This window comes from Hallella sp. (assembly GCF_037460745.1).
GTDB classification, from domain to species: Bacteria; Bacteroidota; Bacteroidia; order Bacteroidales; family Bacteroidaceae; genus Prevotella; species Prevotella faecis.
Genome location: NZ_JAXVAE010000129.1, coordinates 23,828 through 37,467 on the forward strand (window position 1 = coordinate 23,828; position 13,640 = coordinate 37,467).

Annotated in this window: 11 protein-coding genes; 4 read left to right on the top strand and 7 right to left on the bottom strand. The window is 51.4% G+C overall.

Annotation, left to right across the window (positions count from 1 at the left end):
• Nucleotides 1-9 precede the first annotated feature (9 nt).
• The gene (locus WKK33_RS08980; RefSeq protein ID WP_337468399.1) at nt 10-264 is read left to right on the top strand and encodes a hypothetical protein; all 255 of its coding nucleotides are present in this window, start codon (nt 10-12) and stop codon (nt 262-264) included.
• Nucleotides 265-959: 695 nt separating this feature from the next.
• Here WKK33_RS08980 and WKK33_RS08985 read toward each other — a convergent pair.
• The 4 genes from WKK33_RS08985 to WKK33_RS09000 form a co-directional block, all read right to left on the bottom strand.
• Complete coding sequence (locus WKK33_RS08985; RefSeq protein ID WP_337933473.1) at nt 960-2,480, bottom strand: DUF4301 family protein; 1,521 nt, start codon at nt 2,478-2,480, stop codon at nt 960-962.
• Between the two features lie 100 nt (nt 2,481-2,580).
• Complete coding sequence (tilS, locus tag WKK33_RS08990) at nt 2,581-3,960, bottom strand: tRNA lysidine(34) synthetase TilS (RefSeq protein ID WP_337933475.1); 1,380 nt, start codon at nt 3,958-3,960, stop codon at nt 2,581-2,583.
• 12 nt (nt 3,961-3,972) lie between these two features.
• Nucleotides 3,973-5,154, bottom strand: coding sequence for a class I SAM-dependent rRNA methyltransferase (locus WKK33_RS08995; RefSeq protein WP_337933477.1), 1,182 nt, complete (start codon nt 5,152-5,154; stop codon nt 3,973-3,975).
• A 6-nt stretch (nt 5,155-5,160) separates the two neighbouring features.
• Nucleotides 5,161-5,856 (bottom strand): 3'-5' exonuclease, encoded by a 696-nt coding sequence (locus tag WKK33_RS09000; RefSeq protein ID WP_337468395.1) that lies wholly within the window; start codon nt 5,854-5,856, stop codon nt 5,161-5,163.
• A gap of 292 nt (nt 5,857-6,148) precedes the next feature.
• Between WKK33_RS09000 and WKK33_RS09005 the strand changes: the two genes are divergently transcribed.
• From WKK33_RS09005 to WKK33_RS09015, 3 genes are all read left to right on the top strand, one after another.
• Nucleotides 6,149-8,623, top strand: a complete 2,475-nt coding sequence (locus WKK33_RS09005) for a DNA translocase FtsK 4TM domain-containing protein (protein WP_337933479.1) — start codon at nt 6,149-6,151, stop codon at nt 8,621-8,623.
• Between the two features lie 76 nt (nt 8,624-8,699).
• Nucleotides 8,700-9,311 carry a LolA-like putative outer membrane lipoprotein chaperone gene (locus tag WKK33_RS09010; RefSeq protein ID WP_287770157.1) on the top strand — a complete coding sequence of 204 codons (612 nt, stop codon included), beginning with the start codon at nt 8,700-8,702 and terminating at the stop codon, nt 9,309-9,311.
• Nucleotides 9,312-9,323: 12 nt separating this feature from the next.
• Complete coding sequence (locus WKK33_RS09015) at nt 9,324-10,844, top strand: DUF5687 family protein (protein ID WP_337933482.1); 1,521 nt, start codon at nt 9,324-9,326, stop codon at nt 10,842-10,844.
• Between the two features lie 286 nt (nt 10,845-11,130).
• On the opposite strand, the gene WKK33_RS09020 is transcribed toward WKK33_RS09015, so the two are convergent.
• The 3 genes from WKK33_RS09020 to WKK33_RS09030 form a co-directional block, all read right to left on the bottom strand.
• Nucleotides 11,131-12,057, bottom strand: a complete 927-nt coding sequence (locus tag WKK33_RS09020; RefSeq protein WP_337933484.1) for a proline iminopeptidase-family hydrolase — start codon at nt 12,055-12,057, stop codon at nt 11,131-11,133.
• 10 nt (nt 12,058-12,067) lie between these two features.
• Nucleotides 12,068-12,694: a flavodoxin family protein gene (locus WKK33_RS09025; RefSeq protein ID WP_337933486.1), complete on the bottom strand. Its 627-nt coding sequence runs from the start codon at nt 12,692-12,694 to the stop codon at nt 12,068-12,070.
• Nucleotides 12,695-12,783: 89 nt separating this feature from the next.
• Entirely contained in the window at nt 12,784-13,491 is a 708-nt protein-coding gene (locus WKK33_RS09030; protein WP_337933487.1) for an SIMPL domain-containing protein, read from the bottom strand.
• Between the last annotated feature and the right edge of the window lie 149 nt (nt 13,492-13,640).

Sequence of the window (13,640 nt, forward strand, 5' to 3'; positions counted from 1 at the left end):
TTCCATACCATGCAATTTAGTCACGATAGCATAGCTTCCGCTTACGCATTTTTCCATCAGAAATGGCGCGTTTATTCCCAATCGCAACTCGCTTGGCAACAAGACGACATTGAATATGCCATCAGTTCGTATGTCGTTTCGATGGATCCCAATCTCTACGGTGCCTTGTCGAAAGGTCGCCCCGATTTCCTGAAGTCGCATACCACCTTCGCCGCCGATATGGTGGAGGCCATCGATCAACTTGAGTCGTTGTTGGGCGAGTGATCTGTTTGTGCTTTCTTTTATTCCTCCTGTGGCCACAGTTGTGCTATTTATCATAACCACCGTTATAGAATTGGTAGCTATCATGAGGTTGACGGTGGTTCGCCAAGCCATGATGCGATTTTGCCGTATAGCAAATACCTTACGGAATATTCAGGACAATCTATATAACAATCTACACATTTGTTTTGAACGAAAGAAATGTTGGCTGTAAATACGCGATTCTCGGGCGTTTTATGTAATGCGCTAACAATCAAACGGTTACCGCTTTGACTATTCTTTCTCCGTTGAAAATCCTTCGTTTTGTCTTCCGAAAGATGCCTAACGGCATTGCGATACATGCCCAGACGAGGCACGGAACCTACCTAACCGCACTGCGAAAGATGGTCTTTCGCAAGTCGATACATGCCTAATCCCACTGTCGAGCCTCTTTTTCCACTGTTAAATTTCTCCAAAACGCTTTTTTCGTTCTCTATTTGACCTAAAAACATAGACCCACTTTTTGGAAATAAAATCTAACAATGGGCATGCGGAGAACCTATGCGCCAGCGGTGTAGTTCTCCACCAAGACTCGCTTGGTTTATCCCATGTCATGAGGTGGAAAAACAAAAAAGTCCAATGCTTCGCATGGCCTCTGTTGCGTTGGAGGCTCACGAAAAGCATTGGACTTTCGTTATTTGGGCGAACCCATCGGCTTTTTAGCCTTGGTGAGTGTCGCGAAGCAGGTCGTTGACGGTCTTCACGGGGTTGAACGTTGAGAGCGGAACCTCTACAAAAATGGTGTTCCAATCGCTCATGGCACCGTTCCACAAGCCCGGCAGCTCCAGGGCTTTCAGCTCACGTCCGTTCTTGCTCTTCGAACTGATGAAGCCCGTCTGGTGGTCAACATATTGGGGAAGGTTGAACGCATGGCCCTTGTAGTCCTTCGTGGCACACACCAGGTCGACGGGGTTGAAATGGGTTCCACTGGTAAACATCTTCATGTAATCGGCATTGTTCTTGTCGATCTGACTGCTCTCCAGGATCTGCAGGCTGACGGTACCATCCTGGTTGTAGGCCAAGAACGGACCACCACCGGGCTCACCAACGTTCTTCACCACGCCGCACACGCGCATGGGTCGGTTGAGCTTGCCCTTCAGATAGCAAACCAGTTCGGCATCCTCGAGCTCCTTGATGTCGGCCTTGCGGCAGCACAAGTCGCGCTGTACGAAGCGGATAATCTCCTCGAGCTTGTCGTGGTTATACTGGCCCGACTCTAGCACACGAAGGTATTCGAACGCCTTGCGTTGCATCTTCACCAACACACCGGCGATGATTTGCTTCCAAAGCACGGTGTCGCCCTTCAGGCGGTCGGGCACCACGTTGTCGATGTTCTTAACGAAGATGATGTCGGCGTCGATGTCGTTGAGGTTTTCGATGAGTGCGCCGTGGCCACCCGGACGGAACAACAGTGAGCCGTCCTCGTTGCGGAACGGGGTGTTGTCGGGGTTGGCGGCGATGGTGTCGGTGCTCGGCTTCTGCTCAGAGAAGGTGATGTCGTACTTCACGCCGAACTTCTTCTCATAGTAATCCTTCTTCTCTGCTACACGCTGCTCAAAGAGTTGCAGGTGATCGTGGCTCACGGTGAAATGGACGTGGGCCTCGCCATTGCTGCTGGCGTAGAGCGCGGCCTCCACCAAGTGTTCCTCCATCGGTGTGCGGGGGCCGTCCTCGTATTGGTGGAACAGAAGCAGGCCCTTGGGCAGTTGGCCGTAGTTGAGTCCCTCGGGCTTGAGCATATTGGCCACCACGGCCTTGTAGTTGCCCTCGGCAATCAGGTCCTTGGCGCACGCATCGTTGTTGGCGTGGCATTTCTGGCACAATGCCTTGCGGAACGCAAACTTCTTGATGTTGTCAAAGAAGGTCTTCTCAAACTCGGTCTGGGGTGTATCGTAGTCGGCGCTGAGGAAGGCGAACATGTTCTTGAACATGCGGCTGGCAGCGCCCGATGCGGGCACAAACTTCACCACCTTGTGGCCCTCACGCTTGTAGTCCTCCCATGCCTGCTCGGCCTCTTTCTGGGCGGTTGCGTCGGGTGCGATGATGCCCTTACCAACGGCAGCAGCGGCCTCGATCTTCAAAAAAGGAAAACCTTCCTTGTGTTGTACGAGCTGTCGCTCCACCTGTTCCACGGTCATGCCGCGGCTCTCAATTTGTTTCTTGTCTGCTTCTGTAAACATTGCGCTTGATATTTTAGTGTTTCCTTTTGTGCAAATTTACTTATAAATTTCGACTTTTCATGCATCGTGATGGTGCTTTTTCAGCCAATTATAGATAATTTCACATCCATTTAATGGTCAGTACGCGTTGGGTGGTGTTCTTGTTCAAGGCCACCCGGTCGTCGACCCTTCGCCCAACGACCCACACGATGGCTCCGGCGGCGTCTACAAGCACCAGTTGTTGGCGTCGTTCAATCACCGAAATCTTCTGGTCGGTGAGAAAGTCCGACACGAGTTTGCTGTGTTTCATGCCGAAGGGCACAAAGCGGTCGCCTGCCTCCACGAGGCGTAGGGTCAGCGGAAAGGCCACGTTGTCGGCGTCAAGGGTGACGGTGTGTGGGTGCCGCGAGGGTTCCATCGGCCCTTCCGTTTGTTGGAACGAGAAGCGTCTTTCGTGGTTTCCTTGCCGAAGAACGTATGTGCCACACTCAGGAATGTGCATGGCTGGCGTGGCTATCCCCCACTCGTCCTTGTTGATGACGAGTAGATGTTCTCGGTCGATGAACGCCACCCATTTATCGGAAAGCCACGTGTTCCCATTTGTTTGGTTATCAACTATTTCGCCCACTTGTGTTCTACGAAAGCCGTAAGGGCTCAGAAGGTGCCAAAGGAGGTGCTCAGGTGAGGGCTGTTGGTGGAGAAGGCGTAGGTCGATGTTGAGCGAAACGTCTTCGCTGGTCGTTGGGTTGCAGACCTTTTCGGCCTGGTCGTGGAGTGCCTGATGGATGATGGCATCGGCCTCGCCCAGGTGTTCCGCCATGCGCAAAACATTCTCCTTGACGGCCGGATTGATCTTTTCCAACTGTGGGATGATGTTCAACCGCAGTTTGTTGCGCTGCACCTCGTCTTCAAGATTGGTGTGGTCGGTTACGTAATCCTGCCCCACGGCTTCGAGATATTGCATCACCTCGTTGCGCGTCACGCCCAGCAGGGGGCGCAGGATGTTGCCGTTGCGCCATCGCATGCCCTGTAACCCACGTAGGCCTGTGCCCCTTACGAGGTTGAGCAGGATGGTCTCCACCTGGTCGTCGCTATGGTGCGCCACACAGATGCCGCGGGCTGCTATGTCCTTGCAAAGTTGGTTGAAATAGCTGTAACGCAGCGTGCGGGCAGCCATTTCGATGGATACTTGATGCAATTTGGCGTAACCCTCTGTGTCAAAGTGTATTCTGTGTAGTTCGATGCCCATCTTTTGGCACAGTGTTTCACAGAATTTCTCATCGCGGTTGCTCTCTTCTCCGCGTAGGTGAAAGTTGCAATGGGCGGCATGAACTGTATAGCCCAACGACACGAGCACACGCAACAATGCCACGCTGTCGGGACCGCCCGACAATGCCACAACATAAAAGCCGTCACGACACAATAGGTCGCGACGGCTTATGGCGTCTTCAATTTTCCGTTCGAAGGTGTGAACCATGTTATGATTGGTGTTGTCCATCATGATGATGGGTTGTCATTCTACATACAGAACCAGTCCTTTTAAGTATTCGCCCTCAGGGTGATAGATGTTGATGGGATGGTCGGCGGGCTGGTGGAGCTGGTGGATGATGCGAACCTTTCGGCCGCTTTGCGCTGCGGCGGTGAACACCGCACTGCGGAACTGGTCTTTGCTGACAGCCTGCGAGCAACTAAACGTGAAGAGCAGGCCGCCTTCCTTAACGAGACGTATGCCCTTGGCGTTGAGACGGATGTAACCCTTCAGGGCGTTGTGCAGGGCTGCGCGATGCTTGGCAAAGGCTGGCGGGTCGAGCACAACGATGTCGTATTTGTCTTTCTTTTCCTCCAGGAAACGGAACGCGTCCTCGCAATAGGCTTCGTGGCGCGGGTCGCCCGGAAAGTTCAGGCCGATGTTGTTGTTGGTGATTTCGATGGCCTTGGCGCTGCTATCCACCGAGTGAACACATTTGGCACCGCCTCTCATGGCGTAAACGGAGAAGCCGCCCGTGTAGCAGAACATGTTGAGCACCGACTTGTCCTTGGAATAATGCTCGAGCAAGGAGCGGTTCTCGCGCTGGTCGACGAAGAATCCGGTCTTTTGGCCGCGAAGCCAATCGACGTGGAACTTCAGGCCGTTCTCCACGGCGATGTCGTCGTCGGTGTTGCCGAAAATGAAGCCGTCCTCCTCTTCAAGGTGGGCTTTGTAGGGAAGGGTTGTCTCGCTCTTGTAGTAGACTTGCTGGATGCGGCCGCCCATGACGTCGGTGAGCGCCTGGCAGATGTCCATGCGGTTGAGGTGCATGCCTACGCTATGTGCCTGCATCACGGCCGTTGATCCATAACAATCGATGACCAAGCCAGGCAACCAGTCGCCTTCGCCATGCACAAGGCGGTAGGTGTTGTTCTCTGGGTTGTCGGCAATGCCGATGTGGCAACGCATGGTTATGGCAGCCGCAAGGCGCTCACGCCAAAACGATTGGTCGATGGTAATATCGCTGAACGACAGCACACGAACTGCGATGCTGCCCACCTGATAATGGCCTACAGCGATGAAATCGCCCGTACTGGCGATCACGCGAACCGTCTCGCCCTCCTGAATGCCGGCGTCGGCATGGTGGATGGCACCCGAGAATACCCACGGATGGAAGCGCAGAAGCGACTCCTCCTTACCTCTTTTCAGATATATGCTTTTGTACATGGACAGTTATTGTTCTTCTTTTTGTTTCTTTCTTGTCTTCTTCTTGCCTTCTTCACTGGCTATCTTGGGAGCGGGCTCCTCAGGCTCGGGCACTCGTATCAACTCGTACTCCTGAGTTTCTTTCAGTCGAAGAATCTCCTCGTAAAGCAGGATGCAGCTCCAAGCGTCGATGGCGGCGTACTGACGTTGCTTGGTGTCGAGCAGCGGAGCCTCCCAGTTGGATAGGCGTTGGCGCTTGGAAATCTTTTGGTGGAACAGGTTGGCGAACAACTTTTGCAGGCTCAGGTCTTCGATGCCCAAGGTCGGAACGACGTCTTGCAGGTCGATGAACAGGCCCGGCTGGAACGGTTCGCGTGCCTCAAGACCCCTGAGGTCGTCGTGCCACGAGAGGCCGACCTTCTTCACTGTGGTGTCTTCCAACAGTTGCTTGATGGCCGGCGTGATGCCTGTGAGGTTGAGGCGGAACAGAAAACAAGTGTCGCGGTTCGACACTTGGAGCAATGATACCTGATGATGCTCGCCTTTATGGAAGGCGGGCTTGGTCTCTGTGTCAACCCCGAGGATATCACTCGACAGGAGATAATCGACGGCTTTCTGTGTTTCACCCGGCGAAATAATGGAGATAATTCGTCCAGGAAACGTTACTTGTGGCAAGCCGGTGATGGCTTTCTTGTCGAACTTATTGTAAATGGTCTTCTTCATTGCTCTACGTATCAGCGTGCAAAAGTATAAAAAAGATATGAAATATTCCTAAAAATGCGCTACAAAATCATCGCTTCCTTACACAAAAGGGGTTACCATGCTTGTTTCGTAGGATGTTTGTCGATTTGTGGGACGGTTTGTCAGGGCTGTGTGTTGGGAGTTTTAGGCTTTCTCAAACGGAGTGACGAGCTCGAACGTGTTTTCTTCCATCAAATTATGAAAGTTCAGTAGGATTTGTTTTGGTTTTACGGTAAAATCCACTAATTTTGCAGAAAATAAACGATCATCAATAATGGGGAAAAAGAAAACTGAGAGCAAGTCGAAATCGTTCGCCTATGCTATCGGATTACGAAATATTTTAGAGAGCGAGACCACAGGATTCTTCACAGGACTTTTTTTGCTTGCCTTGGCAGTGATAACCATCATAGCCATGGTGTCGTATCTCTATACTGGGCAGGCCGACCAGAGTGTTCTTGAGAGCATGCGACCGGGAGAATGGCTCAACCAGCACCATGAATTCGCCAATTATGGCGGTTCCATCGGTGCGCTGACGTCGTACTACCTCATGACGGTCAACTTCGGATTCCCGGCTTTCATCATACCGTTCTTCATTATTCTTGCAGCCCTGAAGCTCATGCATGTGTATAGCGTGAACCTCTGGAAGTGGTTTCTTTGCCTCGCTGTCATCATGATTTGGAGTTCGGTGGCGCTGGCTACGTTCCTCTCTCCCTTTGCGGGCGACATGGTGTTCAACCCCGGTGGTGCCCACGGATTGTTCTGCAAGCAGTTTCTCGAGAATCTGATTGGCCCTCCGGGACTGACGGCGGTTCTCCTGATTGTGGCCTTGGCGTTCCTCACCTACCTCACTTCTGAGACCATTGAAGTGGTAAGAAAGGCGTTGAATCCCGTGAAATACATTCGTAATAAGGTGAAGTTCACGGTTACGGATAAGACCGGTGACGATGCCAATGATGATGTGTCGACCTTCGATGGGTATGTTGAGGAGGAAACTGTTGTCAACCATGCAGCGACCCAGGAGGAGGACGAAGCGCCGCGTGTGGTGGATCTTACCGACACCACGCAAGGTCAACAGCCTAATAGTGCCGCCGAACCGGGCGACACACTGCACGTCACCAATGCCAATGAAGTGAAGGCCGACGATACCACCTTGGTCATAGAGAAAACCAAGCAGGAAGACGAGGCTACAGGAAATATCGTCGGTGAAGAAGACAAATCGCAGGCACCCATCAATCCTTGGGATCCTTTTACAAAGTATAAGTTCCCTGCGTTGACTCTCCTGAAGCGTTACGACACCAACGCCAGCATCGATATGGACGAAATTAAGGCCAACAACGCTCGTATCATCGAGGTGCTCAACAGTTTTGGTGTGCAGATTAGTCGCATCAACGCCACGGTGGGTCCCACCGTCACCTTATATGAAATAACGCCTGCTGAAGGTGTGCGCATCAGTAAGATTCGTGGCTTGGAGGCCGACATCGCGCTGAGTTTGTCGGCCCTTGGCATTCGTATCATCGCTCCGATTCCTGGAAAAGGCACCATTGGCATTGAGGTTCCAAACAAGAATCCGCAGATTGTGTCGATGGAGAGCGTGCTCAATTCCAAGAAGTTCCAAACCACCAAGATGGCCCTTCCAATGGCGCTCGGTAAGACCATCACCAATGAGGTGTTTATGGTTGACCTTGCGAAGATTCCCCATCTGCTCGTTGCTGGTGCCACGGGTATGGGTAAATCGGTGGGCTTGAACGCCATCATCACCTCTCTTCTCTATAAGAAGCACCCAAATGAGTTGAAGTTTGTGTTGGTCGACCCGAAGAAGGTGGAGTTCAGCGTGTATAGCCGAATCACGTCGCATTACATGGCGGCCCTTCCCGAGAATGAGGAGGAGCCTATCATTACCGATGTGCAGAAGGTGGTGCGTACGCTCAACTCGCTCTGCAAGCTGATGGATCACCGCTATGATCTGTTGAAGAAGGCGCAGGTGAAGAAGATCGATGAGTATAACGATAAGTTCATTCACCACAAGCTGAAGCTCACCGACGGACACGAATACATGCCTTATATCGTGGTCATCATAGATGAGTTTGGCGACCTGATCATGACCGCTGGCAAGGAGATCGAGCTTCCTATTGCCCGCATCGCGCAGTTGGCGCGTGCAGTAGGCATACACATGATCATCGCTACCCAGCGCCCAACCACCAAGATTATCACGGGTAACATCAAGGCCAACTTCCCTGGCCGTATGGCGTTCCGTGTGGCCTCGCAGATCGACTCGCGAACCATTCTCGATCGTACAGGTGCCGAACAACTGGTGGGACGTGGCGACATGCTCTTCCTTTCGGGAGGCGACCCGGTGCGTGTGCAGTGTGCCTTTATCGACACGCCAGAGATTGAGGGTGTCAATGAGCATATCGAGGCGCAGGCCGGTCCGGTCGAACCGATGGAACTGCCTGAGCCCGACGACCCGCAAGGTGGTGTTGGCGGACCCAGCGGTGACTCCAACTTGGGAAGCCTCGACCCGTTCTTCGATGAGGCGGCACGTGCCATCGTCATCACGCAACAGGGCTCAACCAGTATGATTCAGCGCCGATTCTCCATAGGTTACAACCGTGCGGGCCGACTGATGGACCAGTTGGAGGCCGCAGGCATTGTGGGTGCCGCACAGGGATCGAAGCCTCGTGAGGTGCTTATAGCCGACGAAAACACGCTCAATGTGACCCTTCCGCAGGTACATGGCGCCCGGGGATAAGCGTTAAAGCTATTTAAAGAAAGCAACAAATGGCCATGTTGGGACGTTTGCTTCTTACAACCAAACATTAATTATCATGAAGAAATCGATCATTATTCTGCTCTTGGCAGCTTTGCAAACCATAGGAACGTATGCGCAAAACCCTGCGCTGGCTCGTAAGGTGCTCGATAAAACGGCGGCCATCGTAGGAAACAAAAGAGGCGCATCGGCGCATTTCAAACTGTCGGGTGCGAAGATGGGTACGGCCTCGGGAACCATCGCCATCAAGGGCAGCATGTTTCACGCAAGAACCTCGCAGGCTATTGTGTGGTACAATGGCAAGACCCAGTGGAGCTATCTGAAGTCGACCAATGAGGTGAATGTATCCAATCCCTCTGACGCACAGCGCATGCGCATGAACCCATACGCCTTTATCACCATGTATAAGAGTGGTTATAAGCTTGGCGTAACGACTAAAGGCTCCAACTATGTGGTACACATGGTGGCGCAAAACAGCAGGAAGTCGGTCAAGGAGATTTACCTGACGGTTAATAGCAAGAGTTATGTACCCCGTACCATCAAGGTGAAGGAGGGCGGCTCATGGATGACCATCACTCTCTCGCAGTTCCAAACCAAGAACATTCCCAATAGCACCTTCATTTTCAAACAGAAGGAATTCCCCTCGGCTGAGGTTATCGACCTGAGATAAAACATCACTCCCATGACACGCAACACTCAAAAGCAACGCCTCTCTTTCTTTGCTCTGTTCAAACTGTTGAGGCAACACCGTAAGTTGGCCGAGCGCCGCGATCCCATGTTCTACACCAACAAAGCGGCTCGATGGATCATAGGAGTTGTCATGGGATTGATGATGCTTTATCTCCTGATGTTTGCAATCCTTTTTGCTCTTGGTGCCAACGAATCGAAAAGCCATACGGCATTGGAGTTTATCTTCGGTGTGATGCCGTTCATTCTCTCCATCGATTTTGGAGTAAGGTTTATCGGGCAACAAACTCCTTCGCAAATCATCAAGCCTTATGTGCTGCTGCCCATACCTCGCTATGCATGCATTGATAGCTTCGTTATCAACTCTCTCATGAGTTGGGGCAACCTTCTTTGGTTTGTTATGTTGGTGCCCTACTGCCTTATGTCGGTAGTGTTTAGCTATGGATTTGGGGCCTCACTGTCTCTGTTGTTGCTCTATTACCTGCTTATTTTGGCCGATAGCCAATGGTATTCCATCTGCCGTACGCTGGTGGTGGGTAGCCCATTGTGGTGGGTGCTGCCCATACTGGTATATTTGGGAGTCTATAGTGTGTGGATCGTTACGGACTTCAACACCTTCACCAACTTCTATTCTTCAATAGGACGTGGCCTCGAGCATGGCAACCTCCTACCCCATCTGGTGGCTCTGGTGTTGCTTGTAAGCCTGTCACTTGTAAACCGCCGTCTCCAATATAATAATGTGTGGCGCGAGATGGGCAAACAAAAGGTGACGAAGATGAAGACGGTGAGCCATTTCACCGCGCTCGATCGATTCGGCGAAATTGGCGAATACCTGAAGATAGAGATCAAATCGCTCATGCGCAATAAGAACCCACGAAAGTCGTTTACCTTCGCGGTGGTCATTGTGTTGATCCTGAGTCTATTGGTGTCGTTTACCGACATCTACGACTCTGCGGCCATGACCAACTTCTGGTGCTTCTATAATTATGTGGTGTTTGGTGCCATGTTGCTCATCCGCATCATGTCGTACGAGGGCAATTACATCGACGCCCTGATGGTGCATAAGGAGAATATCCTGAAACTTCTTACGGCCAAGTATTATTTCTTCTGTGGCTTGTTGGTGTTTCCTTTCATACTGATGATTCCTATGGTTGTGGTAGGCAAGTGGAACATCTTGATGCTCTTTTCGTATGGCATCTTCATGGCAGGATTCCAATATTTCATCCTCATGCAGTTGGCTGTGTACAACAAGCAGAAGCTTCCCCTCAATGAGAACTTCATCAGCAAGTCGGGTGTGGAGAACAATTACATACAAGTGGTTGTCCAGATGGTGACGTTCATTGTGCCCGTGGTAGTTATCTCCATCTTGGAAGCGCTATTAATGGAAGAGGTGGCATGGCTTATCATGATGGCCATAGGCTTGGGGTTCATTTCCACACATAAGTTGTGGTTGGCCAACATCTATCGTAGGATGATGAAACGCAAGTACGAACACTTGATGGCGTTCCACGCATAACCCATAAAAATCCCTTGCCACACATTGGGAAGCGTTACCGCTTCGGTGGCAAGGGATCTTTTGTTTTTGCTTACTAAAGGGTTTATCGCTCTATGGCTTACCCTTTTACACCCGATCGGTCCTTAGGTTTCAATTCTCGTTATGGGTTGACTCGTGCAGGTTGCGACAAGCGCTTTGAAGGCATAGCGAGCTTTGACAAAACACGCATGGAGGCACAACACCGATAGAATCGCTGGCAAGAGCTGAATGGAAACGATGATGTCCCTATACCCTTTCTTCCTCGGTCTTATGCCTGATCGGTGTTTAACCAATCGGTCAGGATACGTTTGTAGTTGTCGGTTTGGTCGATGAACGTCATGTGACGTGCTCCATCAAGCAGCTCCCAGCGAGCGTTGGGAATGCCATCGTACATGGCCTTGGCTACAAGAGGTGTACACTCGTCGTTGGTTCCGCTAATGACGAGCGTGCGTTGGGTGATCTCCCCCAGTCGGTCGGTGTACTCAAAATTCTTGAGCGTGCCTGTCGGGGTGTATTCATTGGGACCCCATGCCACAACATAAGACTCCAGTCCAAAGCGTTTCTTGCGACGGAAACACTCGGGCGACTCCTCGTTGATCTCATCGGCATGCAGCGCCGTGTAGTGGTCGTTGGCCTTCAGGTAATCGGGGTCGTCGTAGTTGCCCGTGGCCACTGCACGTGCAATGGCTCTCTGCTCTTCTTCAGGCATAAATGAGATGAGGCGTTGCTGCTCGCGTCCCCATAGGGAACTCGACGACAGCGTGCTCGATAGGATGATTGATTCGATACCTTTGGGCTGACGATCGATGAGGTAACCAATGATGAGCATGCCACCCCACGATTGGCCCAACAGGTGAACGTGGTCGAGGCCCAAATGCTCACGCAGGGCGTCGAGCTCGTCTTCCCATGTCTGTAGGTTCCACAACTCGGGGTGCCCCTCAACATAACTTTCGCCACAACCTATCTGATCGTAGCTGATAACCTGCCGACCTGTAGTAAGGGCGAGCTCGTCGAGCACCTCAAAATAGTTGTGGGTGGAACCTGGTCCGCCATGCAGAAGCAGCAAAGGCGCCTTGTCGGTCTTCTCGCCCACTATGCGATAGTAAGTCTCAAAACCTCTAAAGGGCATCTTGCCCGTAACGACTTTCTGTGGGCTATGGCATGCCGGGGCGTTGTTGTTTGATGATGGATTCATAATGTATGGATTATCTGATAAAGGCCATTGGTGTCCACGGCTCCTTCTCGGGTCGCTTGCTGGTTGGCTCTCCATGAAATTTCTTCAGCATCCAAGCCATGTTATGCGCCATGGTTCTCATGGTTTGCATGCCTTCCACGTCTTGTGAGGCTTGGCCTGGCTCCCGTCCATAAGCGATGTTCCAATACTGCGAAGTGACAATGGGCATGTTCATCATCTCAAACATCATGTTGAGCGACTGGTAAGAAGTGTCGGCACCTCCGCGGCGACACACGCAAACGCTGGCCACTGGTTTATACGAGAATGCTGCGCCATTGCTATAAAGAAGGCGTTGGATGAGCGAAACGGCGCTGCCGTTGGGCTGACCATAATAAACGGGAGCACCAAAGACGAATGCGTCAGCCTCCAGGGCCTTGGCTGATATGGTGTTCACCATGTCGTTGCTGAACGCACAACGGTGCTCCTCGGGATGCTGTTTGCACCAATTGCAAGCGATGCAACCTCCAATGGGCTTGCTGCCAATCTCTATGATTTCTGTTTCGATGCCCTCCTGGTTGAGGGTCTTTGCCACTTCGCTCAGGGCTGTGAATGTGTTTCCTTCGCGCCTCGGGCTGGCGCTTACCAATAGTACTTTCATGAATGGTTTTGTATAAAGTAAATATCAAATGGCAGTCGTAACCATATTGACAATCAATATGTTACGACTGCATACATTGTTATGCTATATCAATCCTTTAATGAGTAGGTAACGGTTGTTACCACTCTCACACGCTTAATCCAAGGTGTGTTTTCATCGCGGTTGTCGATAGAGAACTGGCCTTGGTCGGCACTGACGATCTTGTTGAGCTTCGACTGACTGTTCTTGGCGAATTGCTGCGCCGTCTGTTGGGCGTTCTCTATGGCCTCGCTCATCATTTTGGGCTTCATCTTCTTAAACGACTGTAGCTCGTAGGTTATCTGATTGCTATAGTCGCCTGCAACGATGGCCACACCTTGCTTGAGCAACTCGCCCTGCCGTGATATGATTTCTCTAACCCTATCAACATGTTTCGATGTGACCGTGATGGTCAGCGTGATGTTGTAACGATAGGGCTTGGTGTTGCTACTATACTGATCAGCTGAGAGATCCACCACCTGCGGTGCGTTGATGGTTATCTCATCGGCAGTAATTCCATTGGCCATGAGAAACCGTTTGATGGTTTGTTGCTTCGAAGCAATGCGGTTATACAGTTCAGGCAGGTCGTTGCCCAGCTCCTTCGAAACGATGGGCCATGTAATCTTATCGGCCTTCACCTCCGTCTCGGCCAGTCCTTTGACGGTTACCTTGCGGTCTTTCTCCGTGAAATTATCTATGCCGGCCTTCAGGAACATGCCCAAGACCACGATGCCAATCGCTATGATGGCAGCGCTAATAATTTTTTCCTTCTCTTTCATAGTTGTCGTTATTTAGAATTACGTACGCAAATATACGGAAAGAAAAGTTTATTTGCAATAGGAAAACCACTAATAATCTATGGGAACTCCCTATTTTATCCCAAATCGGTCATTAGGATTTCTCTGTGTCGTACGGCAAAGAGAAATCC

What these genes read in the sequence shown, in the direction of transcription:
- WKK33_RS08980 (WP_337468399.1), top strand. Translation starts at nt 10, where the DNA reads ATGCAATTTAGTCACGATAGCATAGCTTCCGCTTACGCATTTTTCCAT.
- WKK33_RS08985 (WP_337933473.1), bottom strand. Translation starts at nt 2,480, where the DNA reads ATGTTTACAGAAGCAGACAAGAAACAAATTGAGAGCCGCGGCATGACC.
- tilS (WP_337933475.1), bottom strand. Translation starts at nt 3,960, where the DNA reads ATGATGGACAACACCAATCATAACATGGTTCACACCTTCGAACGGAAA.
- WKK33_RS08995 (WP_337933477.1), bottom strand. Translation starts at nt 5,154, where the DNA reads ATGTACAAAAGCATATATCTGAAAAGAGGTAAGGAGGAGTCGCTTCTG.
- WKK33_RS09000 (WP_337468395.1), bottom strand. Translation starts at nt 5,856, where the DNA reads ATGAAGAAGACCATTTACAATAAGTTCGACAAGAAAGCCATCACCGGC.
- WKK33_RS09005 (WP_337933479.1), top strand. Translation starts at nt 6,149, where the DNA reads ATGGGGAAAAAGAAAACTGAGAGCAAGTCGAAATCGTTCGCCTATGCT.
- WKK33_RS09010 (WP_287770157.1), top strand. Translation starts at nt 8,700, where the DNA reads ATGAAGAAATCGATCATTATTCTGCTCTTGGCAGCTTTGCAAACCATA.
- WKK33_RS09015 (WP_337933482.1), top strand. Translation starts at nt 9,324, where the DNA reads ATGACACGCAACACTCAAAAGCAACGCCTCTCTTTCTTTGCTCTGTTC.
- WKK33_RS09020 (WP_337933484.1), bottom strand. Translation starts at nt 12,057, where the DNA reads ATGAATCCATCATCAAACAACAACGCCCCGGCATGCCATAGCCCACAG.
- WKK33_RS09025 (WP_337933486.1), bottom strand. Translation starts at nt 12,694, where the DNA reads ATGAAAGTACTATTGGTAAGCGCCAGCCCGAGGCGCGAAGGAAACACA.
- WKK33_RS09030 (WP_337933487.1), bottom strand. Translation starts at nt 13,491, where the DNA reads ATGAAAGAGAAGGAAAAAATTATTAGCGCTGCCATCATAGCGATTGGC.